Genomic DNA, 21,058 nt, shown 5'->3' with positions numbered 1-21,058 from the left:
CCTACCGACCCAAGGTCATCAGCAGCAGGAGGACGACCGTCAGTGCGACGGAGACCGTGGCCGAGAAGGCCATCACGGCGACCACGTCGCGAGCCTGGTCGCGCACGCGCTGTGTCGTGTGCGGCGTGCCGCTGACACTCAGACTCATGGTTTCGACCCCTGGCTGACGTGGATTTGGTGGGTGGATCGGTGGTGCTGCCGGATCGCAGAGCCAGGTCCCTGCCCGCTCCCCTCGAAGGGGGAAGTTGCCGTCTGGAATCGGGGAAGTGACCCCAGATGACAGTCAGGGAGCGGGCTCGAGACCTCGTCCTGCGATCCAGCTGTTGAGTTGTGCCGGTGCGATCCGGTGCGGCCCTGCTCAGATGCCGGGGAAGACCTCGTCGCTGAGCTCGGAGAACTTCTGCTCCTGCTCCTCGGAGTACTCCTGCCACGAGGCGGGGTCCCAGATCTCGATCCGGTTCATCGCCCCGATCACCATCACGTCCTTGCGGAGGGAGGCGTACTCCCTCAGCACCGACGGAATGCCGATCCGGCCCTGCTTGTCAGGAACCTCCTGCGACGCCGCCGCGAACAGCATGCGGACGTAGTCACGGGTGTTCTTGTTGGTGACCGGCGCCTCGCGGAGTCGATCGGTGAGCCGACCGAAGTCCTCCATGGACCAGACCGTCAGGCAGCGCTCCTGCCCTCGGGTGACCACGAGTCCCTCGGCCAATTCCTCTCTGAACTTCGCCGGGAGGAACAGACGGCCCTTGTCGTCGAGCTTGGGCGTGTAGGTGCCGAAAAACATCCGGCACCTCCCCTGTCAGGTCCTACTGTCCTCCACTTCGCCCCACATTACTCCACTTCCACCCACCGTCAACCATTCCATGCGTGTTTCGGCGCCCGATTCCGGTTTTGCTGCGCGCCGCTTCCGGTCGGTGCGGCGTACGACGAACGCCTGGCCGAGCGCCTGTTCGTGCAGGTCAGACCCGGTTTCACGCGACTTCGGGGGTCGAGGTGGTGCCCCGGTGGAGGAGAGCAGCGAGCCGGAGGTGGAGCGAAGTGGAGGAAAAAGTGGAGGGTCCGAGCAGGAAACCCCCGGAGGTCACGAACCGATCCCGATCCGGGGGCGTCCCATGGGTGGACGACCAGACGTACGGTTGACTGGTCGGAGGAACGAGGGCGCCGCTGCGGGGAGCGCCCACGACAAGGGACGTGGAGGCACGCCGGTGGCGGTGGAGACGGGTGACGTGGAGAGCGTCGCGAGAGTGGCAGCGAAGGTCCGCGACAACATCGACTCGGTGATCGAGGGCAAGACCGAGGTGGTGACCACGGCCGTGACCGTGCTCCTCGCCGAGGGTCACCTGCTCATCGAGGACATCCCCGGGGTCGGCAAGACCATGCTCAGCAAGGCACTGGCCAGGTCGATCGACTCGACCGTGCGCCGCATCCAGTTCACTCCTGACCTGCTGCCCTCCGACGTGACCGGGGTCAGCATCTTCAACCAGGAGACCCGGCAGTTCGAGTTCCGTCCCGGCGGCATCTTCGCCAACATCGTGGTCGGCGACGAGATCAACCGCGCCTCCCCCAAGACCCAGTCCGCGCTGCTGGAGTGCATGGAGGAGCACCAGGTCACCGTCGACGGCAACACCTGGCAGCTCGAGTCGCCGTTCATGGTGATCGCCACCCAGAACCCGATCGAGATGGAGGGCACCTACGCCCTCCCCGAGGCCCAGCGCGACCGCTTCATGGCCCGCATCTCCATGGGCTACCCGGTGCATGCCGCCGAGATCGCGATGCTCGCCTCCCACTCCAGCCACAACCCGCTCGACGACCTCGAGCCGGTCACCGACGCCGGCGAGATCCGCAAGCTGATCGGCATCGTCAACGGCATCCACACCGCAGACGCGGTCCTGCGCTACGCGGTCTCGCTGACCACCGCGACCCGCAACACCCCCGATCTCAACCTCGGCGCCTCGCCGCGCGCCTCGCTCCACCTGATCCGCGCCGCCAAGGCCTACGCAGCGGTGCACGGCCGCAACTACGTGCTGCCCGACGACGTCCACGCAATGGCTCGACCGGTGCTCGCGCACCGTCTGCTGCCGAGCGTGGAGGCCGCGATGAGCAGTCGGAGCACCGGTGCCATCCTCGAGTCCATCGTTGCCGCCGTCCCCGTGCCGACGACGGCCTGAGCGGAGCGGGACGAGGGGGACGCGATGCGCACGGGACTGGCCGGACTCACCAGCCGCGGCAGGGCCTTCCTCGCCGCGGGCACGACTGCCGTGGTCTGCGCCATGCTGCTCGACCAGGGATCGCTGACCCGGATCGGCGTCCTGCTCGTGGCGCTGCCGCTGCTGGCCGCGTTCCTCATCGGCCGCAGCCGCTACCAGCTCTCCCTGGTCCGCACCGTCGGCCCCCAACTGGTCTCGGCCGGCCAACCCGCGCAGGTCTCCCTCGAGCTGACCAACCAGGGGCGTACGCCGACCGGCCTTCTGCTCCTGGAGGACCAGGTGCCGTTCGTGCTCGGCACCCGGCCGCGCTTCGTCGTCGACGGCATCCGGCACGAGGTGCACCGCACGGTCACCTACCAGGTGCGCTCCGACGTGCGGGGCAGGTTCGAGATCGGGCCGATGACGGTGCGCGTCTCCGACCCGTTCGGCCTGGTCGAGCTCGGTCGTGCCTTCCAGACCACCGTGCCGGTCACGGTGACCCCACGCACCGTGCGACTCCCCGCCGTTCCACTCGCCGGGGCGTGGACCGGATCGGGTGACAACCGACCGCGTGCCTTCGCCACCGGCAGCGCCGAGGACGTGACCGTGCGTGAATACCGTCGCGGCGACGACCTGCGCCGGGTGCACTGGCGCAGCAGCGCCCGCGTCGGCGAGCTGATGGTGCGCCGCGAGGAGCAGCCGTGGCAGTCGCGCGCGACGATCTTCATCGACAACCGGGCGACCGCCCATCGAGGTCAGGGGGTGGCCTCCTCGCTTGAGGCGGCGGTCTCCACGGCCGCGTCCATCGCGGTTCACCTGACCCAGCGCGGGTTCACGGTCCGTCTCGTCACGGCCGAGGGTGAGGACCCCAACACCGCGTGGCACGACCGCAGCTCCGCGCAGAACACCGGCCCGCTGCTGGAGGCGCTGGCGGTGATCGCGCCGACCCGGCGTACGCATCTGGCCACGGACTGGCTCGGCGACTCGACCCATTCGAGCCTGCTGGTCGGCGTGCTGGGTGCACTCGACAACCACGACCAGACGGTTCTGCGCCGGATGCGCCTGCACGGCACCTCGCCCATGGCCATCGCACTCGACGTCGACGCGTGGTCGCGGGGGTCGCAGGCGGGCGAGCCGACCGGTACGACCTCCACGGCCGCCTGGTTGAGCGCCCTCGGCTGGCGGGCGGTCTCCTGCGGACCTTCGTCCAACCTCCCCTCGCTGTGGCAGGAGCTGGGGCGTCGATCGGCCACCGGCGTCGACGTGCGGCTCGAGACCCACCCGTCGGCCGGAGCCCCGGTCGACGCGACCGGGGCTGGCGCGACATGACCGGGCGCGCGCACGGTGGGGTCTCGCTGCCACTGGTGATGGCCACGGCCGCCACCTCGTGGTTGGCGCTGTTGGCCTGGAGTGGCTTCGTCCAGACCGCCGGCGTCTACCTGCTGCCGCTCATGCTGGGCATCCCGTTGGTCAGTGCGGTCGGGGTGCTCACTCGCTGGGCCCGCTTCCCGATCCTGATCGTGGTGGCCAGCCAGCTCCTCATGCTGCTGTTGTTCGCGAACGCGGCCTACGGCACCTCGCTGTTCCCCACCGGCGGCTCGATCACGGCGGCCGCCCAGGAGTTCGCCAACGGCATGGAGGCGCTGCGCACGTACGCCGCCCCGATCCCCCGCGGTGTCAAAGAGGTCGCACCGGTGCTGGTGCTCGGCGGCATGTTGTGCCACATCCTGGTCGACCTCTGTGCGGTCACCCTGGGTCGGGTCCCGGTCGCGGGGCTGCCTCTCCTGGTCATCTACACCCTCCCGGTCAGCATCCTCGACCGGTCGGTCAGCTGGCTGATCTTCGTGTGCACGGTGACCGGCTTCCTGATCATGCTCGCCGTCCAGGAGGGTGGACGGATCGCCCGTTGGGGGCGCCAGTTCGGTGCCCCCGGCGATGCGGACAGGCTGGTCTCCTGGGGTGGCCGCGACGCGCGACGCCATCCGGTCGCACTCGGGGCCACGGCCACCGCCCTGGCCCTGTTCGTCCCGCTGCTGATCCCGACGTTCAACCTGAACCTGATCGGCGGAAAGGGCCCGGGTGGGTCCGGCGACCGTGAGGTGCGCATCACCAACCCGATGACCGACCTGCGCCGCGACCTCGTGCAAGGAGACGACGTCCCGCTGGTGCTCGTCGACTCCCGCGGTTCGACCCCGCGCTACCTGCGTCTCTCGGTGCTGACCACGTTCACCGGCGAGGCCTGGACTCCCGGCAACCGCGACCTGCGCGGTGACCAGACGACCGAGGGCAAGGTGCCCCGGCCGATCGGGCTCACCGACGAGTACGAGACCGAGACCCGCGACTGGCAGGTCACGATCACCGACAACCTGAAGTCCTGGTGGCTGCCCGCGCCGATGTACGTCTCCGACATCGAAGCCGGGCCGAACTGGGGCTACGACGCCGACATCCTCGACTTCTACACCAATGACAAGCAGAAGGACACTGCCGGCATCAACTACTCGCTGACGGAGCTGATCCCCGACTTCTCCGGTCGGCAACTCGCCGCGGCCGGCACTCCCCCGGGCGACATCGAGACGCGCTACGCCGCGCTCCCCGACGTCCCACGAGAGGTCACGGACCTGGCCAAGGAGATCACCGAGGGCTACCCGACCGAGTTCGAGAAGGTGCAGGCGCTCCAGCAGTACTTCCGCGGGGGCCAGTTCGAGTACAACACCGACCGGGTCGAGGCCGGCAACGGCAACAGCGCACTGCTGCAGTTCCTCGAGGACAAGGAGGGCTACTGCGAGCAGTTCGCCTCGGCGATGGCCGTGATGGCGCGCTCGATCGGCATCCCGGCTCGAGTGGCGGTCGGCTTCTTCGAGGCCACCCGCCTCGAGTCCGGCGTCTTCGAGTTCAGCTCGAAGGACCTGCACGCGTGGCCGGAGATCTACTTCAAGGGCGCCGGCTGGGTGAAGTTCGAACCGACCCCGTCGACGCACATCGACCTGGTCCCGACCTACTCCGACGACCTCATCGATGACGCCAACGACCCCTCGAACTCCGCCGACCCGAGCAGCTCCGCGGCGCCCACCACCAAGCCGACCACGGCCGAGCCCACCACGACGCCCCAGCAGGACGAGGACGGGCAGAAGGACCAGGACGACGGCTTCTCGGTGGTCCCCTTCCTCTGGGGTGGTGGAGCACTGGTGCTGCTGGCGGGGCTGGCCCTCACGCCACGCGCGGTGCGCCGGGCACGCAGCTCGCGGCGCTGGCACGCCGGCGGCGACCCCGCCGAGATCGCCTGGGCCGAGCTGCGTGACGTGACCGTCGACGTCGGTCGGGCCTGGCCGGAGGGCCGATCACCACGAGCCACGGGTGCCCAGATCGCGACCTTCTTCGGGCCCGCCGTCGGAGCCGACCACGCGGTCGTCCCGCGCACCGGCGCCGAGGTGAACCCCGAGGCCGTGGTCTCTCTGGATGCTCTCGTCGCGGCGCTTGAGCAGTCACGGTATGCGGCCACGCCCGTGGGCGCCGGTGCGGACGTCGTACGAGCCCACCTGGACCGCTGCATCGCCGCACTCCGGGGCGGCGTCGGCCAGCGTGCGCGGTGGCGTGCCGAGTGGCTGCCACCCTCCCTGGTCTCCGGGACGACCCGCCCGGGGCGTCGAGCGATGCCGTCATCGATCGGCGGACGCCGGCACCGGACCGGCCCGGTGGACCAGATCTCCTGACCACGGGCCGGCAGTCACCGGCAGGCGATGCGCCCGATCTCGGCCAACCCGCGCAGGTCGCCCGGGCCGAACTCGGTGACGCCGACGCTCTCTGCGTACATCAGCTCGCGGGGATCGTCGACGTGGTCGAGGCCGACGAGGTGCCCGAACTCGTGGTCGACGATCGCCTGCAGCTGGTCGCGGGGCACATCGTCGTCGGAGAAGACCTCGGTGTCGAGCGTGACCGCCCCACTGACGAAGAACATCGGGCCGTTGCCGATGCCCATCGCCCGACTGCCGGCGACGCCGGCCACGTCTCCCTCCAGCTCGGACACCTCGCCCTCGTCGGCCCAGGCCACCAGGGCCGGCCCCTTCGCATCGTCCGGTCGCCCCGAGGGCCGCGTGTCGGTGGTGCCGACGACCTTGAAGGCCAGACCGGTGGCCTCGCTGATGTGGCGGGTCGCGGTGTCGACCAGGTCGCGGTAGTCGTCGGGGGCGTCGTCGGGGTTGATCTCGAGCTCGATGACCCGGCACGGGTCGTAGCCCACGGGCGTACGACCGTCACGCTGCGTGGCCACGAACGCGTAGTCGCCCGGCCCATCAGGCACCTCGGGTGCCGCCATGATCCGGCCCTCGCCGAAGCCCAGCAGCCGGCGAACTGCGGTGGCCTGCGGCCCCGGGTGGAGCGCGATGATGATCCCGAGCAGCAGGACCGTGATGGTGCCGGAGAGCAACCAGGTCGTGGTGCGGGTGTTCGTGCGGGTCTTGGTCCCCGCGTTCGTGCGGGTTCGTCGGCTCCGGTCGGCCGGGGGCCAGGCACCCAGCCCCTGTCGGGCGTCGGCGTCGTCGAGCTGCTTCATCAGGCGCTCGAGCTCCCGGGCGCGGGCCCGGCGCTCACGCTCGTTGCGTCGCTCGTTCACGGAGTCATTCTGGTGCACGCCACCTGACGGGGCAGGCGAACCGTGCTCTTCGCCACCGATCTCTCACGCGCCCCGTCATCGCCCGTGCGGGCCTGGGGGCCGTTCACCTGACGACGGGCGTGCTCAGAAACCGCCGTTGTCGTCGCGGCGGCGACGCCACCGCTCTTCCATGCGCTCCATGAACGGGGCCGAGGAACGCTCGCGGCGGGCCTTCGGGCGATGCGTGCGCCCACCGTCGACGACGCCGAACCCGTGGTGGCGGGTCTCCTTGACCTCGCCCTCCTTGGCCGGAGTGGCCCTCCCGCGCAGGGCCGTGAGGCCGTAGGTCGCCGAGATCAGCATGACCACGAAGCCGATCACGCCGACCGGGATGAGCCGGAAGATCGCGCCGGACATGAGCACGGCGATGCCGAGCACGAAGACGACGCCGGCGAGGATCGCGCGACGGCGGGCCGCTCGCTTGAACGAGGTGCCCCGCAACGTCGACGCGAACTTGGGGTCCTCCTCGACGAGGGCGCGCTCCATCTGCTCGAGCAGTCGGAGTTCCTCTTCCGAGAGCGGCACGTTTCCTCCTTGTTCGCAACGCTGGACCTGTGGCCTCTAGGACAAGTCTAGGCAGCGTCTCGCAAAGGTGGTACCCGGTAGCCGAAATTGTTGATAGTTGTTCGATCACCCGATCAGGCTGGCCGGTCGCACCGCGGCGGAACCGAAGCGCCTGGCGGCCCGGTCAACCGCCTGATCGGCCTCGGCCCAGCCGTGTTCGCGCTCCCCGAGCACCAACTGCCGGTGGACGCTGTGCCGCGGCACCAGCCCTTCGACGCGTACGCCGACCAGCCGCACGCGGGCCCGTTGCAGACCGAGGGCGTCGTACAACCGGGTGGCGGTGCGGTGGATCTCCTGGGTCACGTCGGTGGCCTCGGGCAGGGTCCGGGACCGGGTGATCGTGGTGAAGTCGGCGAAGCGGACCCGCAGGGTGATGGTGCGACCGGCCACCCCGGCGGTGCGCATGCGCCCGGCCACCTTCGCCGAGAGCCGCAACACCTCCCGCAGGATCAGCTCACGGTCATCGGTGTCGCGACCGAAGGTCTCGTCGGCGCCCATGCTCTTGTCGGGGTCCTCGGTGTGTCGGCGCGGCGTGATCGTGCGCCGGTCGCTGCCCCAGGCCAGGTCGTGCAGCTGGCTGCCCAGGGCCACCCCCACGGCGCGTTGCAGGGTGCGCAACGGAGTGTGCGCCACGTCGCCGACACTGTTCAGCCCGAGCCGGTGGAGCATCTCGGAGGTCTTCTCCCCCACGCCCCACAGCTCGCCGACGTCGAGCGGATGCAGGAACGAGGTCACCTGCCCGGAGGGCACGACCAGGACACCGTCGGGCTTGGCACGGCGACTGGCCAGCTTGGCGACGGAGACCGAGCTCGCGATGCCCACCGAACAGGTGACGCGTTGTTCGTCGTACACCCGGGCGCGGAGCATCTCCGCGATCTGCAGCGGCGAGCCCAGTCGCCGGGTGGCGCCGCTGACGTCGAGGAACGCCTCGTCGAGCGACATCGCCTCGACCAGCGGGGTGACCCGGCGGAAGGTCTCCATCACCGAGGACGAAACCGTGCTGAACGCATCGTGGTCGGGGCTGATCACCACTGCCTGCGGGCAGGCACGCCGAGCCCGGGTCATCGGCATCGCCGAGCGAACCCCGTGCACCCGGGCCGGGTAGTTGGCCGAGAGCACCACGCCGCGGTGCCCACCACCGACGATCACGGGGACGTCGGCCAGGTCGGGCCGGTCGCGAATCATCACCGACGCGTAGAACGCGTCCATGTCGACGTGGAGCAGGTGGCAGCCTGCGGAGAGGTCGCTCATCGCGACCGCCCTCCCCAGGTCGAGTGCTCAGGTGGTCGCTCTGGCAACCACCTGAGCACTCGACCCGGGTCAGTGCGTGGCGAGCACGTGCACCTGGGTGGCCAGCGGGAGGTACTCGGGGCGGGACGCGACCTCCTGTTCCAGGTCGAGCAGCGCCTGGGTGGCACCGGGCTCGAGGTCGAGCAGCGAACCCGGGACCAGGTCGGCGAAGACCCGGATCCCGTGGATGGAGCGGGTGCTGAAGCCGGCGGTGTCGAGCAGCGTGGTGAGCTCATCGCTGGTGAACCGGTGACCGGCCTTGCCGGTGGAGTCGCCGGCCAGCACGGCACGTGCCTGGGCGAAGTGGCCGGCCATCGCCCGGGCCACGACGGCCGCGTGGCGCTGGGCGACGAGGAGGCTGAGGGTGCCGCCGGGCCGGAGCACCGTGGCCAGGGTGGCGAGTGCGGCGGCCGGGTCGTCGACGATCTCGAGGACGCCGTGGCACAGCACCACATCGGCACTGGCCTCGCCGACCACGTCGAGGAGTCCGGAGAGCTCACCCTGCTGGCCGGTGACCCGGTCGGCGACGCCGAACTCCTGGGCACGCCTGCCGAGCGCGGCGAGGGCGTCGGGGCTGGGGTCGACCACGGAGACCCGGTGACCGAGCTCGGCGACGCGCACCGCGAACCCGCCCGTGCCGCCTCCGATGTCGAGCACGTCGCCGGGAGTGGCGAGCACGTCGCGCAGGGAGTCCCAGACGACAGCGGTGCGGGTGGCGCCTCGGCGTTCACTGGCAGACATGGCTCCCAGACTAGTGGTCGGGGCCGGGGGCGCTGCACTGGTTGGCGTGTCGTGGCGGCGGAGGTCATCATCCGGCGCTCCCGGGGCTGCGGTGCCACAGCTTGCGGGCCACCTCGCGGGTCTGCTCGCCGGCGGGCTTGATGTCGGAGTAGGGCGACATCCGGAACCCGCTGGTGTGCACCAGCACTCGCTTGGGGCCGGAGCTCTCGAATCCGCCGGGCACCCGGGCCATCTCCTCGCGCACCGCCTCGACTCCCCCGGCCCGCCACACGGCGTGCAGCTCGGGCAGCGCCCAGCAGCCGGTGGCCCGCACCGAGACCCCTCGCCGGCCGGTACGGCGCAGCTCGCCCCGCACCACCAGCAGCCAGGAGTGGAACACCGTGGCGGCGTAGGGGCCCTGCGCATCTTCGAAGAAGGTGGCGTCGACCGGGCCGGTGGAGTCATCGAGGGTCAGGAAGATGACCCGGCGACCGGAACGGATCGGCGGGGTCTGGGTGGCCACCTTGACCCCGGCCACCAGCAAGTCGGACCTGCTGCGCTGTGAGAGGAGGGCCTTGCTGCGCACCACGCCGAGCTCGTCGAGGAAGGCGGCGTAGTCGTCGACGACATGGGCACTGACGTCGAGGCCGAGGATCTCGAGCTCGGCCTTCATGCGCTCCTCGACGTTCATCTCGGGCAGACCGCTGCCCTCCTCGCCCGGCTCGTCGCCCAGCTCGAGGGTGAGCTGGACGCTGGTGACCGAGCGTGGGGCCCGGGTCGCCTGCGACTGGGCGGCCGCCTTGGCCCACACTCCCGCCGAGGCCAGCGGATGCCGTTCGGCGACCGGGGCCTCCTCCCTGGTCAGTGGGTCACTGCTGCTGCGTTCGGCGGCCTGGTCGGCCCGCTCCTGCGCGGGTGTGCGCGCCGCGGGGCTCAGCCCCTTCGAGGACAGGCCCCGCCCGCGGGTCGAGGACCGGGCCACCGACCGGGCGATCCGGTCGAGCTCGGCGACCTGGAGCAACAGGTCACGACGGGTCACCGTGCCGCGACGGCGTACGTCGTGGGGCGACCCGATGCCGTAGAGGTCGTCGAAGCCACCGGCCAGCACCAACCGTTCGACCACCGGTCGGGACACGTGGGCACGGTGCCAGAAGTCGGTCAACGACTGGTAGGCCACCGACGACTCGCCTCCCTGGCCGCCACGGGCGGTGATGATGCGCTCGACCTCGCTCTCGCTGATCCCCTTCACCTCCGCGAGCGCGAGCCGGATGCCGTAGCCGTCGTCGACCTTCTCCACGACGTACGCCTTCGCACTGCGGTTGACGTCGAGGCCGAGCACGGTGATGCCGAACTGGCGGGCGTCGTCGAGGATCAGCCGCTTGGGATACATGCCGGGGTCGTGGGTGAGCACGCCGGAGAGGAAGTGCGCCGGCCAGTGCGCCTTGAGCCAGGCCGACTGGTAGGTCGGCAACGCGAACGCGGCCGCGTGGGCCTTGCAGAAGCCGAAGGACGCGAAGGCCTCGAGGATCTTCCAGATCTGCTCGGCGACCCGGGTGGTGTAGCCCAGGGCCAGGCACCGCGGGAAGAACCAGAGTCTGGTGTCGGCCATGCCCTCGGTGTCGCCCAGCGCTCGGCGCTTCTCGTCGGCCTCGGCCCGGGTCACCCCGGCGAACTGGGCGATGATCTCGATGACCTGCTCGTGGAAGACCACCACGCCGTGGGTCTGGGACAGGATCGGCTTGAGGTCGTCGTGGAGGTACGACGGCATCTTCCAGCCCTGCTTGGCGTTGAGGTAGGGCGTGATCATGTCGCTCTTGACCGGCCCGGGCCGGAACAGGGAGATGTCGGTGATGATGTCGGAGAAGCTCTCGATGCCGGACTTGCCGACCAGCTCGCGTTGGCCGGGCGACTCGATCTGGAAGACTCCCAGCGTCTTGGACTCGCTGATCATCTCGAAGGTCTGGTCGTCGTCGAAGGGCACCTCCGCCTCGCTGTCGAGGTCGATCTCGACGTCGTCGACCCGCTTGATCTCGGTGAGCGCGTGCGCCATCGCGGACTGCATGCGGATGCCGAGCACGTCGAGCTTGAGCAGGCCGAGCTCCTCGACGTCGTCCTTGTCGAACTGGCTCATCGGGTAGCCGGCGTAGCTGGCCTCCACCGGGGTGCGGTCGAGCAGGGTCGCGTCGGAGAGCAGCACACCGCACGGGTGCATCGCGATGTGGCGGGGCAGGCCGTCGAGGCGTTCGACCAGACGAAACATCAGGTCGAGGCGTTCTTCGCCCAACCCACTGGCCCGCAGCTCGGGCAGGTCCTTCAACGCCATCCGGGCATCCCTGGCCCGGATGTGCGGGAAGGCCTTGGCGATCGCGTCGGTCTCGCCGGGCGGCATGCCGAGTGCCGCCCCGACATCGCGCACCGCATGACGCACCCGGTAGGTGTCCATCATCGAGACCGCCACGCACCGCTCGCCGCCGTAGGTGTCGAGGATCGCGTCGTAGACCTCGAGCCGGCGTGCGGACTCCACGTCGACGTCGATGTCGGGCAGGTCCTCGCGCAGTGGTGAGAGGAACCGCTCCATCAGCAGGCCGTGCCGGATCGGGTCGACCCCCGAGACACCGAGCAGGTAGTTGACCAGGCTGCCGGCGCCCGAGCCCCGCGCCGCCACCCGCACCTCCATCTCGCGGATCAGGTCGACCACGTCGCCGACGGTGAGGAAGTAGGAGGCATAGCCGAGCCCGCGGATCACCTCGAGCTCGTCGTCGAGCCGCTTCCAGATGCGCTGCCGTGGCGCGTTCCCGTAACGGCGCCCGATCGCCGCCTCGCACCGCGCCCGCAGCATCCCGTCGGCGTCCGGGTCTCGACACGCGTCATCCGTCCCGAGCAGGCTCGTGCCTCGCGCGAGCTCGAACTCCGGGAAGTGCACCTCGCCCAACCCGAGGTCCCGCCTCGGATCGAGTGCGCACCGGTCGGCAACCTGGCGGGTGCGGGCCAGCAGGTCGCGCGCTTCACGATCACCCAGCCCGGCGTACCGGCAGATCTCCTCGGCCACGTCGTGCATCTGCTTGCCGGACTTGAGGAAGCCCTCGGCGTTGCCACGGAACCCATCCGGCCCGATGCGGGCGAGCCCGGCCGAGCCGAGGGGCACCAGGGTGCGGGCGGCATCGAGGACGTCGACGGTGGGAGCGTCGAGCCGGTCGGCGTAGCGAACCGCGTTGGTGAGCACCACCGGCAGCCCGGCCTGTCCGGCCACCCCGGCCATGCGGGCGGCATGGGCCGAGGTGCCCGGGCCCCAACCGTTGGCGGAGCCGGGAAGCCGGTGGGAGGTGACCTCGACGAGGAGGTTGCCGGCCGGGACGATCTCGCGCCAGCGGGCGAGAACGTCGTGGGCGTGGTCGTCACGGCGCGCGGTGGCCGCATCACCCAGCGTCGAGGACGGGCCGAGCAGCACGAGCACGTCGTCGCCGAGGTGCTCGGCGATCAGCTCGGGCGTGGTCACCGGTCGGCCCCGAACGCCTGCCAGGTGAGTGGCCGAGACGAGCCGGCAGATCGCCGCCCACCCCGCCTTCCCGGAGGCCAGGAACACCGCCCGGCGCTGCCCCTGCTCGCGGAACGCCCCGCCCCGCACCGGATTGCGCCGTGCCCCCGCACGGACGTCATACGTGCCGGCCGCTCGGGCAACCCCACCGGATGACGTTGTCGGGTTCGTGACCGCATACGCCAGGTCCACTCCCAACACCGGCCGGACACCCGCACTCTGGCAGGCCCTGACGAACCGGACCGCACCGTAGGTGCCGTCACGATCGGTCAACGCGAGCGTGTCCATCTCCTGTTCGACGGCGCGCTCGACCAGCACGTGGGGATGGCTTGCGCCGTACTGGAGCGAGTAGCCGGAGGCCACGTGAAGATGGACAAAGGGGTCAGGCACTTCTCCCAGCTCGCTCGTTCAGGACGCCCCTGCCCTCGCCCCAGTGCGCGCCTCCGGCGCGTAGGGGCAGCTGACGCTCGTAGGACACGTGGGGCGAGAGGCCCAACGACTGCTCGATCACGGCCAGGAACCGGTCGGACTCACGGACCAGGTCGTCGGCCTCGCGTTCGGTGACCGCCCGGGTCGACCCGGCCTCGGCCGCGGCCCGCTTGGACGCACCGGCGGCGAAGAACGCCGCCCACTCACCGAGCTCGGGAGCCACCTCGGTGAGCAGCACCCAGGCGTTCTTCTGGGCCCGGCGGCGTGCGGTCACGGGAGTCGGCACGGCCTTGGCCGCGATCAGCGCGGCGGCCGCCCGCAACGCCGCGACGTGCGCGCAGGCGTAGCGGGTGGGCACCTCGGTCGCGGTGATCGCCTCGCGCAGGGACTCGGCCGCCCGCTCGAGGTAGGAGTGGGTGGTGGCGGGAAGGCAGTAGGGGTTCATCGTCGTCGCTCCGTTCAGTCCGCGCAGCCGAGAAGCTGCCAGTTGCCGTCGGTCCAGGAGAAGGAGAGGTCGAAGACCCCTGTGCTGGTCATGCCGTTGCCGGCCTCGACCCGCCACATCTCGCGTTCCGAGAGCAGTCCAGCACTGGCCACCGACAGTCCCCTGCCACCGAGCCTTCCGGACCTGCCGGGCGTCTCCTCCCCGTCGGTTCCGACCAGGGCCCGGGCATCGGCCGACTGCCACCAGGGCCCGGTCTCCACCCAGTGCGCGACGACGTCACGCACCTTCCACAACGTGCCTCGCCAGAGGAACTGCTCGGGGGCCTCGACCTGACGGCCGGGCTCACCCACCATTCCCCTACGGACTTCCACGGGATCGTCGTACCGACGCATGTCCTGCTCCTTCCCCAGAGCTTCGTGACGGTTCGACCCCTGCTGATGTGTTGTTCTCGACCCCTGCTCCTCGACCCCTTCGGCCCCTGGTGCTGCGGTGCTCACGTCCGTCGTGTGCGAAGGCGTGATCCCGGTGGAGGCGGGGGTCGAGGTCGCCTCCACCGGGAGGTGATCGAACATTTGTTCGAACGAGTCAAAGGTACACCGCCGCAAGGACAGGACTCAACCCCTGTCCGGAGAAAGCCGGACGGACTTCGAAACGGGCGAGAGCGCTCCCTCTCAGTCGGCAGGTTCCGCCGTCTCGACGGAGGATCCGATGAATTCGTCACCGCAGGTCTCGGTGCCCACGGTGCGAAGCACGTGCCGTTCGGGCCGGTCAGGATCGACGCACGCACTCACGTGCTCACCCGGCATCCAGCCAGCATTCGAGATCCAGGTCACTCTGGTCATCGGTCTCGGACACGACGAACCAGAGCAGACCGAACAGGAGAGCGAACAACACAGCCACCACCCCGAGGCACCCCAACGCACCCTTCACGACGCCCCCTTCCTGACCGATCACCGCTGAGAACATTCCCACGCTCGGGGGCCGCACACCTCGAGCCAACTCGTCCCACGGGTGTCGACGACCATGGCTAGAGTCTGCGCCATGGCAGAACACCCCTCGATCGAGAAGTTCCGTGCGGTCCTGACCGAGCAGGGCGGCACCGGCGAGATCGTCGTGCTCCCCGACTCGGTGCACACCGCAGCACTGGCCGCCGAGGCGCTCGGCTGCGAGGTCGGCGCGATCGCGAACAGCCTGCTCTTCGACTCCGCGGGCAGCCCGGTGCTGATCCTGACCAGCGGTGCCCACCGGGTCGACACAGTCAAGGTCGAGGCGACGACCGGTCCGCTCAAGCGCGCCGAGCCCGACTTCGTCAGACACCACACCGGGCAGGTGATCGGCGGGGTCTCCCCCATCGCCCACCCGGCACCGGTGCCGACGTACATCGACCCGTGGCTGCGCAAGCACGACGTCGTGTGGGCCGCGGCGGGTCACCCGGCGGCGGTGTTCAGCACGACCTACGACGAGTTGGTCACGATGACCGGCGCGACCGAGCTCGAGGTGGAGTGAGACCGTGTCCCACATGGAGATCTGGATCAACCCGGCCTGCTCGAAGTGTCGTACGGCGGTGGGCGCGCTCGACGAGGCCGGCGGCGACTACACCCAGCGTCGCTACCTCGACGACCCGCCGACCGTCGACGAGATCGAGGACGTGCTGGCCAGGCTGGGCCTCGAGCCGTGGCACATCGCCCGCATGAACGAGCCGATCGCCAAGGAGCTCGAACTCAAGGACGTGCCGAAGGACGATGCCCACCGCGGCGACTGGGTGGCCGCACTGGCCGCGCACCCCAAGCTGATCCAGCGTCCGATCATCACCCTCGACGACGGCACCGCCGTGGTCGCCCGCGACGACGAGACGCTGTCCAGGGTCCTCGGGTCCTGAGGCTTGCCACGGCGTCGTGCGAACCGAACCGGCTCCGCATGACGCAGTGACTGCACGAGCGGACGACGAGGTGCCGTCGTCCTGGCGCCGTGGGCACTAGAGTCCACTCCGTGGAATCACTCGCGCTGGTGTTCTCGAACGGCTGGGCCAGTGGCATCAACAGCTATCTGGTGGTGCTCGTGCTGGGCCTCGGTGAGCGCCTGGGCGCCGACGGCATCCCGCACGTGCTGGGTCGCTGGGAAGTCCTCGGCATCGCCGGGTTCATGTATGCGATGGAGTTCGTGGCCGACAAGATCCCGCTGATCGACTCGACCTGGGACGCGATCTCCACCGCGATCCGGCCGACGGTCGGGGCAGTGCTCGGCGTCCTCGTCGCCGGCGAGGCCGACTCGCTCAACGGCGCCCTGGCCGGCGTCGTCGGCGGCGGCAGCGCCTTGGCCTCACACGCGGTGAAGATGGGGGGACGGATGGCGATCAACTCCTCACCCGAGCCGGTCACCAACATCACCGCCAGCGTGGCCGAGGACTTCGCCGTGCTCGGCGTGGTGTGGTTCGCGATCGAGCATCCGGTCGCGGCCGCCTCCATTGCCGCGGTGTTCCTCGTGCTCGGCCTCGTGGTGCTCTACTTCGCGGCCCGGCTGATCCGGAAGTTCTGGCGGCGTTGGAAGGGTCGAGAACCCCGACCTCCGGCGTACGCCTGACTTCTTGGGGGCGGCTGTAATCTTGATTACATGATTACAGACGAGAGCAGGGAGCGAGTCCGCGGCTGGTTCGCCGGGCGTCTCCCCGAGGAGTGGCAGGCCGAGCCCGCCAGCACCACGATCGACCGCGAGGAGATCACGGTCGTTCTCACGATCCCCGACATCGAGACCGCCTTCGGCGACGGCGCACCGTCGGAGGCCGAGACCGCCGAGGCGCGCGCCGGCCGGGCCGCAGCTTTCCGCGAGGAGACCCGCGAACAACGGATGAAGATCGCCCGCGAGGCCGAGCACCGCTTCGAACGCAAGGTCGCGTGGGGCGTCCGGATCGGCGAGCACGACGAGCTGTGGACCCACATCGCGGTCCCGGTGATGACGCGACTGAGGCAGCCACAGCGGCTGGTCCTCGACACCCTCGTCGACTCCGGCGTGGCCCGCTCCCGTGCCGATGCGTTGGCCTGGTGCGTGCGCCTGGTCGGACAGCACGAGCAGGACTGGCTCGACGAGCTTCGCGGCGCGATGGCCAAGGTCGCCGACGTGCGCACCCAGGGGCCGACTGCCTGAGTCGGCCTGCAGGGCACACCACTAGGGTTCAGCGCATGGGGCGCGTCGTGGTGATCGGTGGAGGCTTCGCAGGCATGGCCTCGGCCGCTCGGTTGGCCAAGTTGGGACACGAGGTCACCCTGGTCGAGCAGATGCCCCAGCTCGGTGGCGCGATGGGCACCGTCGAGCAGGACGGGTTCACCTGGGACGCCGGCCCGTCGACGACTCTGCTCCCCGCCGTCGTGCGCGACCTGTTCCGCAAGACCGGTCGCCCGCTCGAACGCGAGATCGACCTGGTGCAACAGCCGATCATGCGCACCCACCACTTCCAGGACGACACCTCCGTCGCCCTGCCCGGCGGCTCGCGGGCAGCGCAGATCGATGCCCTCGACGGCCTCGGTGCCGGCCTCGGTGACCAGTGGGCGGCGTACGTCGAGGGGTTCGCCGACGACTGGGAGGCGATCCGACGCGACTATCTCGAGCGGCCGTGGGTCCCGGAGATCGCGAGCAAGGAGACCTCGGCACGCATCTTCACCCGCGAGATGATGGCCAAGCGGGTGAAGAAGTCGTTCAAGGACGACCGACTGCGCCTGCTCGCCGCCCACCCCTTCGTCTTCGAGGGTCACGACACCCGCGACGTCCCGGCCTGGATGGGCATGGCCTCCTACGTCGAGCAGCGGTTCGGCGCCTGGACGATCGAGGGTGGGTTCGGGCGGTTGTCCGGCGTACTCGCGCAGCGACTCGCCACCCGCAAGGTGAACGTGCTCACCGACACGACGGTCTCCGACATCGTGGTGCGCTCGGGGCGGGCCGCGGCCGTCGCGACGAGTGCGGGCGAGCTCGACGCCGACGTGGTCGTGTGTGCCGGCGACCCGCGTCGCATCCCGACGCTGGCGCCGTTCGTACGCCGCACCATGCCGGCCATTCCACCCGTGGTGTGCCACCTCGGGCTGACCGGTGACGTCCCCGACCTGCCCGCGGAGTCGGTCTTCCACGGCGATCCGCTGATCGTCGTACGCACCGGGGGCACGGCTCCCGACGGCGGCAAGGCGGTGACCATCTTCGGCCGCGGCCTGCTGGCCGAGGACATCGTGCTCGGGCTCGTCCGCAAGGGCATCAACCTGCGCCCCTTCGTGGAGGTCCGGGTCGACAGGTCACCGCGCACCCAGGTCGAGCAGTGGGGTGGCTCACCGATGGGCGTGCTGTGGCAGGGCCGGAGCACCCTCAAGGAGCGACTCTCCTCCACCACCCCCGTACCGGGGGTCTACTCCGCGGGCGCGCACACCAATCCCGGTGCGGGCATCCCGTACGTCGGACTGTCGGCCGCACTGGTCGCCCAGGAGATCGGCCCGGCCTGACCGGTTCGCAGGGCGTTGCGCCCGAATCAGGGCGCAAGCAGCCAGGTGACCTGCAGCGCCACGTGCGTGGTGGACTCCCCCGGCGCGAACGACATGTCGGCCTTGGCCGCTCGAAGCGCCGTCGGACGGGCACCACCGGCACCGCCCTCGGTCACCGACACCACCGGGCCGAGGTGGGCACCGGCCAGCCCGGCGAGGTGGGTGGCCCGCGCCACCGCGTCGTCGTAGGCCGCCGCGCGGGCAGCCACCACCGCCTCCGTCTGGTCGGAGACCTCCAAGGAGACGCTCTCGACCTGGAGCCGATCGCCGACGGCCTCCACGAGGGCCTCGAGCAGGGCGCTGGCCGCGTCCGGGTCGGCGCAGCCGATCTCCAGGGCGTGCCGCGCCTCGAACCCGGACCGCTCACCCTGGTTGTCGTGAGCCGGCCAGACGTTCAGGTCGCGGGAGGCGATCCGGCGCTCGTGGGTGAACTCGACGGCACTGCCGAACAGGTCATCGACGCCCGACGCGACGCCGGCAAAGGCCTCGGACACCGTGTCGGCACGCTGCACGACGGCAACGCGTACGACGGCACTGTCCGGCACCGCCGCTGCCGTGCCCTGTCCGGTGACGCTGACTGTGCGATCCATGGGGATGAGGTTAGTGGTCTCGACAGCCTCGGCCTCCCAGGGACCCGGAGCCGTGAGTGCCTCAGACCGTGATCCGCAGGCCTTCGAAGATCTCGCGGGTCGCCTTCGAACGGTTGAGCGTGTAGAAGTGCAGCCCCGGCGCGCCGCCGTCCAGCATCGCGTCGCACAGCTCCGTGGCGATGCGAATGCCCTCGGCGCGCAGGCCGGCCTTGTCGTCCTCGAGGGGACGCAGCCGATCGACGACCTCGGTGGGCAGCTCACGGCGGGAGAGCTCGACCATGCGGCGCATCGAGTTGATGTTCAGGATCGGCATGATGCCCGGGATGATCGGGATGTCGACGCCGTTGGCCCGGGCGCGTTCGACCAGACCGAAGTAGTCCGAGGCACGAAGCACCATCTCGGTCACCGCGAACTCGGCGCCCGCGTCCTGCTTGGCACGCAGCACCGCGACGTCGTCGTCGAGACTGGCCGCGTCGACGTGGCCCTCCGGGAAGGCCGCGACGCCGACGCTGACATCGGCGTTCTGCTTGATCACGGTGATCAGCTCGGAGGCGTAGTTGACCCCGCCCTCGGTCGGCTCCCACGGTGTGCCGGGCCCACCCGGCGGGTCACCGCGCAGCGCGAGGACGTTGCGTACGCCGGACTCGGTCAACGACGTGAGCACGCTGCGGAGGTCGTCGACGGTGTGGCCGACGCAGGTGAGGTGGGCCATCGGCACCATCGTGGTCTCGCGCGCAATGCGGGCAGTGATCGCCACGGTGGTGTCGCGGGTCGTCCCACCGGCGCCGTAGGTCACGGACACGAACGTCGGCCGATAGGGCTCGAGCTCGCGGATCGCCTGCCACAGCTGCGCCTCGCCCGCCTCGTCCTTGGGCGGGAAGAACTCGAATGAGAACGAGCGCTCACCCTCACGGATGATCTGCCCAATGCCGCGCGGGGTCTCCTGTTCCATACCGGGAGTCTAGTGATGCCCGTCGGCCCGACGGGTGATGTCCACCCTGCAGAACCGGGTGACTAGGCTCGACGTCGTGACCGACCAAGCGGCCTTCCGGGCCAGCCTCCAGTCCGTGATCGACGACTTCCTCGACGAGCAGGCGATTCGGCTGGCACCCCTGGGAGACGACGCAGCCCGGTTGATCGCCGAGGCCCGCCTCGCGGTCGCCGGCGGCAAGCGCTTCCGCGCCGCGTTCTGCTACTGGGGATTCCACGCGGTCAGCAGCCCCGATCCGGCCGAGGAACAGGCCCTCTTGCGTGCCTGCGCCAGCCTCGAGCTGCTCCACGCAAGCGCGTTGGTGCATGACGACTTCATGGATGCCTCGGACACCCGTCGCGGACGGCCCGCCACGCACCGCGCCTTCGAGGCCGAGCACCGCAAGGCCGCGTGGGCCGGTGACCCCGTGCAGTACGGCGCGGCGGCGGCGATCCTGCTCGGCGACCTGCTGCTGACCTGGTCCGACGAGCTGCTGCGCCGGTGCGGACTCCCCCTCGAGCGGGTCTCCCCGGCGATGGACGTCTTCGACATCTGCCGTTCCGAGGTCGTGGCCGGCCAGTTCCTCGACGTGTCCGTGCAGGCCCGGGGCCGGGCCGACGTCGACACCGCGATGACCGTTCTGCGCTACAAGTCGGCCAAGTACTCCATCGAGCGCCCGCTCCATGTCGGTGCCGCCCTGGCCGGTGGCGATGCCGCGACGCTCTCCGCACTCACCGGCTTCGGACTGCCGCTGGGCGAGGCCTTCCAGCTGCGCGACGACCAGCTCGGTGTCTTCGGCGATCCCGCGGTCACCGGCAAGCCCGCGGGCGACGATCTGGTCGAGGGCAAACGCACCGTGCTCGTGGCCCTCGCCCTCGACGGCTCACCTTCGCAGCGGGCCGACGTACTCGACCGCGCCCTGGGCACGGCCCTCTCACCGGGGCAGGTCCAGGACCTGCGTGCGCTGATCGTCGACTCCGGTGCCGACCGTCAGGTCGAGGCGATGATCGACGAGCTCTCCCGGCTGTCTCTGGACGCCCTCGACGCCGCTCCCCTGCGCGACGAGGCGAAGACCGCCCTGCGCGATCTGTCGGCCGCGGTCACCCAGCGCGTGCACTGAACGTCTTCTGGGAGCGGTCAGTTTCGCAGGCGAGCCTGGGC

At 70.2% G+C, this 21,058-nt stretch carries 20 protein-coding genes; 9 read left to right on the top strand and 11 right to left on the bottom strand.

Going from position 1 to position 21,058, the window contains the following annotated elements:
• Position 1 precedes the first annotated feature (1 nt).
• Both NJ4_RS25735 and mraZ read right to left on the bottom strand, forming a co-directional pair.
• Positions 2-148 (bottom strand): hypothetical protein, encoded by a 147-nt coding sequence (locus tag NJ4_RS25735; RefSeq protein ID WP_157551215.1) that lies wholly within the window; start codon positions 146-148, stop codon positions 2-4.
• Between the two features lie 210 nt (positions 149-358).
• Positions 359-787, bottom strand: a complete 429-nt coding sequence (gene mraZ / locus NJ4_RS18260; RefSeq protein ID WP_067438358.1) for a division/cell wall cluster transcriptional repressor MraZ — start codon at positions 785-787, stop codon at positions 359-361.
• Positions 788-1,247: 460 nt separating this feature from the next.
• On the opposite strand from mraZ, the gene NJ4_RS18255 reads away from it, so the two are divergent.
• Genes NJ4_RS18255 through NJ4_RS18245 form a run of 3 tightly spaced genes read left to right on the top strand, consistent with a single transcriptional unit; the run spans position 1,248 to position 5,899 of the window.
• Complete coding sequence (locus NJ4_RS18255) at positions 1,248-2,171, top strand: AAA family ATPase (RefSeq protein ID WP_245644617.1); 924 nt, start codon at positions 1,248-1,250, stop codon at positions 2,169-2,171.
• Positions 2,172-2,195: 24 nt separating this feature from the next.
• Positions 2,196-3,518, top strand: coding sequence for a DUF58 domain-containing protein (locus NJ4_RS18250; RefSeq protein ID WP_067438350.1), 1,323 nt, complete (start codon positions 2,196-2,198; stop codon positions 3,516-3,518).
• Entirely contained in the window at positions 3,515-5,899 is a 2,385-nt protein-coding gene (locus NJ4_RS18245; protein ID WP_067438346.1) for a transglutaminase family protein, read from the top strand. Before NJ4_RS18250 ends, NJ4_RS18245 begins: the two co-directional genes overlap by 4 nt.
• Positions 5,900-5,913: 14 nt before the next feature.
• Here NJ4_RS18245 and NJ4_RS18240 read toward each other — a convergent pair whose 3' ends face one another.
• From NJ4_RS18240 to NJ4_RS18210, 7 genes are all read right to left on the bottom strand, one after another.
• A complete protein-coding gene (locus tag NJ4_RS18240) occupies positions 5,914-6,798 on the bottom strand; it encodes a matrixin family metalloprotease (protein ID WP_157551214.1) in 885 nt (294 codons plus the stop codon).
• Positions 6,799-6,921: 123 nt separating this feature from the next.
• A complete protein-coding gene (locus NJ4_RS18235) occupies positions 6,922-7,362 on the bottom strand; it encodes a DUF3040 domain-containing protein (protein ID WP_067438340.1) in 441 nt (146 codons plus the stop codon).
• Between the two features lie 105 nt (positions 7,363-7,467).
• Positions 7,468-8,652: a DNA polymerase IV gene (gene dinB, locus NJ4_RS18230; RefSeq protein WP_067438339.1), complete on the bottom strand. Its 1,185-nt coding sequence runs from the start codon at positions 8,650-8,652 to the stop codon at positions 7,468-7,470.
• A gap of 69 nt (positions 8,653-8,721) precedes the next feature.
• The gene (locus tag NJ4_RS18225) at positions 8,722-9,432 is read right to left on the bottom strand and encodes a methyltransferase domain-containing protein (RefSeq protein WP_067438336.1); all 711 of its coding nucleotides are present in this window, start codon (positions 9,430-9,432) and stop codon (positions 8,722-8,724) included.
• Positions 9,433-9,499: 67 nt separating this feature from the next.
• Positions 9,500-13,336 carry a DNA polymerase III subunit alpha gene (locus NJ4_RS18220; RefSeq protein WP_067438333.1) on the bottom strand — a complete coding sequence of 1,279 codons (3,837 nt, stop codon included), beginning with the start codon at positions 13,334-13,336 and terminating at the stop codon, positions 9,500-9,502.
• Positions 13,329-13,820, bottom strand: coding sequence for an SAV_6107 family HEPN domain-containing protein (locus NJ4_RS18215; protein ID WP_169799291.1), 492 nt, complete (start codon positions 13,818-13,820; stop codon positions 13,329-13,331). The genes NJ4_RS18220 and NJ4_RS18215 overlap by 8 nt, the downstream gene beginning before the upstream one ends.
• 14 nt (positions 13,821-13,834) lie before the next feature.
• Positions 13,835-14,212 (bottom strand): DUF6504 family protein, encoded by a 378-nt coding sequence (locus tag NJ4_RS18210; RefSeq protein ID WP_082748852.1) that lies wholly within the window; start codon positions 14,210-14,212, stop codon positions 13,835-13,837.
• A 649-nt stretch (positions 14,213-14,861) separates the two neighbouring features.
• Here NJ4_RS18210 and NJ4_RS18205 point away from each other — a divergent pair.
• The 5 genes from NJ4_RS18205 (at position 14,862) to NJ4_RS18185 (ending at position 18,298) form a co-directional block, all read left to right on the top strand.
• Positions 14,862-15,326: a YbaK/EbsC family protein gene (locus NJ4_RS18205; protein WP_067438327.1), complete on the top strand. Its 465-nt coding sequence runs from the start codon at positions 14,862-14,864 to the stop codon at positions 15,324-15,326.
• Between the two features lie 13 nt (positions 15,327-15,339).
• Complete coding sequence (locus tag NJ4_RS18200; protein ID WP_067438324.1) at positions 15,340-15,699, top strand: ArsC/Spx/MgsR family protein; 360 nt, start codon at positions 15,340-15,342, stop codon at positions 15,697-15,699.
• Between the two features lie 110 nt (positions 15,700-15,809).
• Positions 15,810-16,400, top strand: coding sequence for a DUF4126 domain-containing protein (locus tag NJ4_RS18195; protein ID WP_067438321.1), 591 nt, complete (start codon positions 15,810-15,812; stop codon positions 16,398-16,400).
• A 30-nt stretch (positions 16,401-16,430) separates the two neighbouring features.
• Positions 16,431-16,961, top strand: a complete 531-nt coding sequence (locus tag NJ4_RS18190) for a hypothetical protein (protein WP_067438319.1) — start codon at positions 16,431-16,433, stop codon at positions 16,959-16,961.
• A 35-nt stretch (positions 16,962-16,996) separates the two neighbouring features.
• Complete coding sequence (locus NJ4_RS18185; protein ID WP_067438316.1) at positions 16,997-18,298, top strand: phytoene desaturase family protein; 1,302 nt, start codon at positions 16,997-16,999, stop codon at positions 18,296-18,298.
• A gap of 26 nt (positions 18,299-18,324) precedes the next feature.
• On the opposite strand, the gene NJ4_RS18180 is transcribed toward NJ4_RS18185, so the two are convergent.
• Complete coding sequence (locus NJ4_RS18180) at positions 18,325-18,927, bottom strand: SIMPL domain-containing protein (RefSeq protein WP_067438313.1); 603 nt, start codon at positions 18,925-18,927, stop codon at positions 18,325-18,327.
• A 61-nt stretch (positions 18,928-18,988) separates the two neighbouring features.
• Positions 18,989-19,879, bottom strand: a complete 891-nt coding sequence (metF, locus tag NJ4_RS18175; RefSeq protein WP_067438310.1) for a methylenetetrahydrofolate reductase [NAD(P)H] — start codon at positions 19,877-19,879, stop codon at positions 18,989-18,991.
• 76 nt (positions 19,880-19,955) lie between these two features.
• Between metF and NJ4_RS18170 the strand changes: the two genes are divergently transcribed.
• Positions 19,956-21,017: a polyprenyl synthetase family protein gene (locus NJ4_RS18170; protein WP_067438466.1), complete on the top strand. Its 1,062-nt coding sequence runs from the start codon at positions 19,956-19,958 to the stop codon at positions 21,015-21,017.
• Positions 21,018-21,058: the final 41 nt, after the last annotated feature.

The organism is Nocardioides jensenii JCM 1364 = NBRC 14755 (genome assembly GCF_001552535.1).
Taxonomy (GTDB): Bacteria; Actinomycetota; Actinomycetes; order Propionibacteriales; family Nocardioidaceae; genus Nocardioides; species Nocardioides jensenii.
The sequence above is the reverse complement of the archived record's forward strand: the minus strand, read 5'-3'. Positions and strand labels throughout refer to the sequence as shown.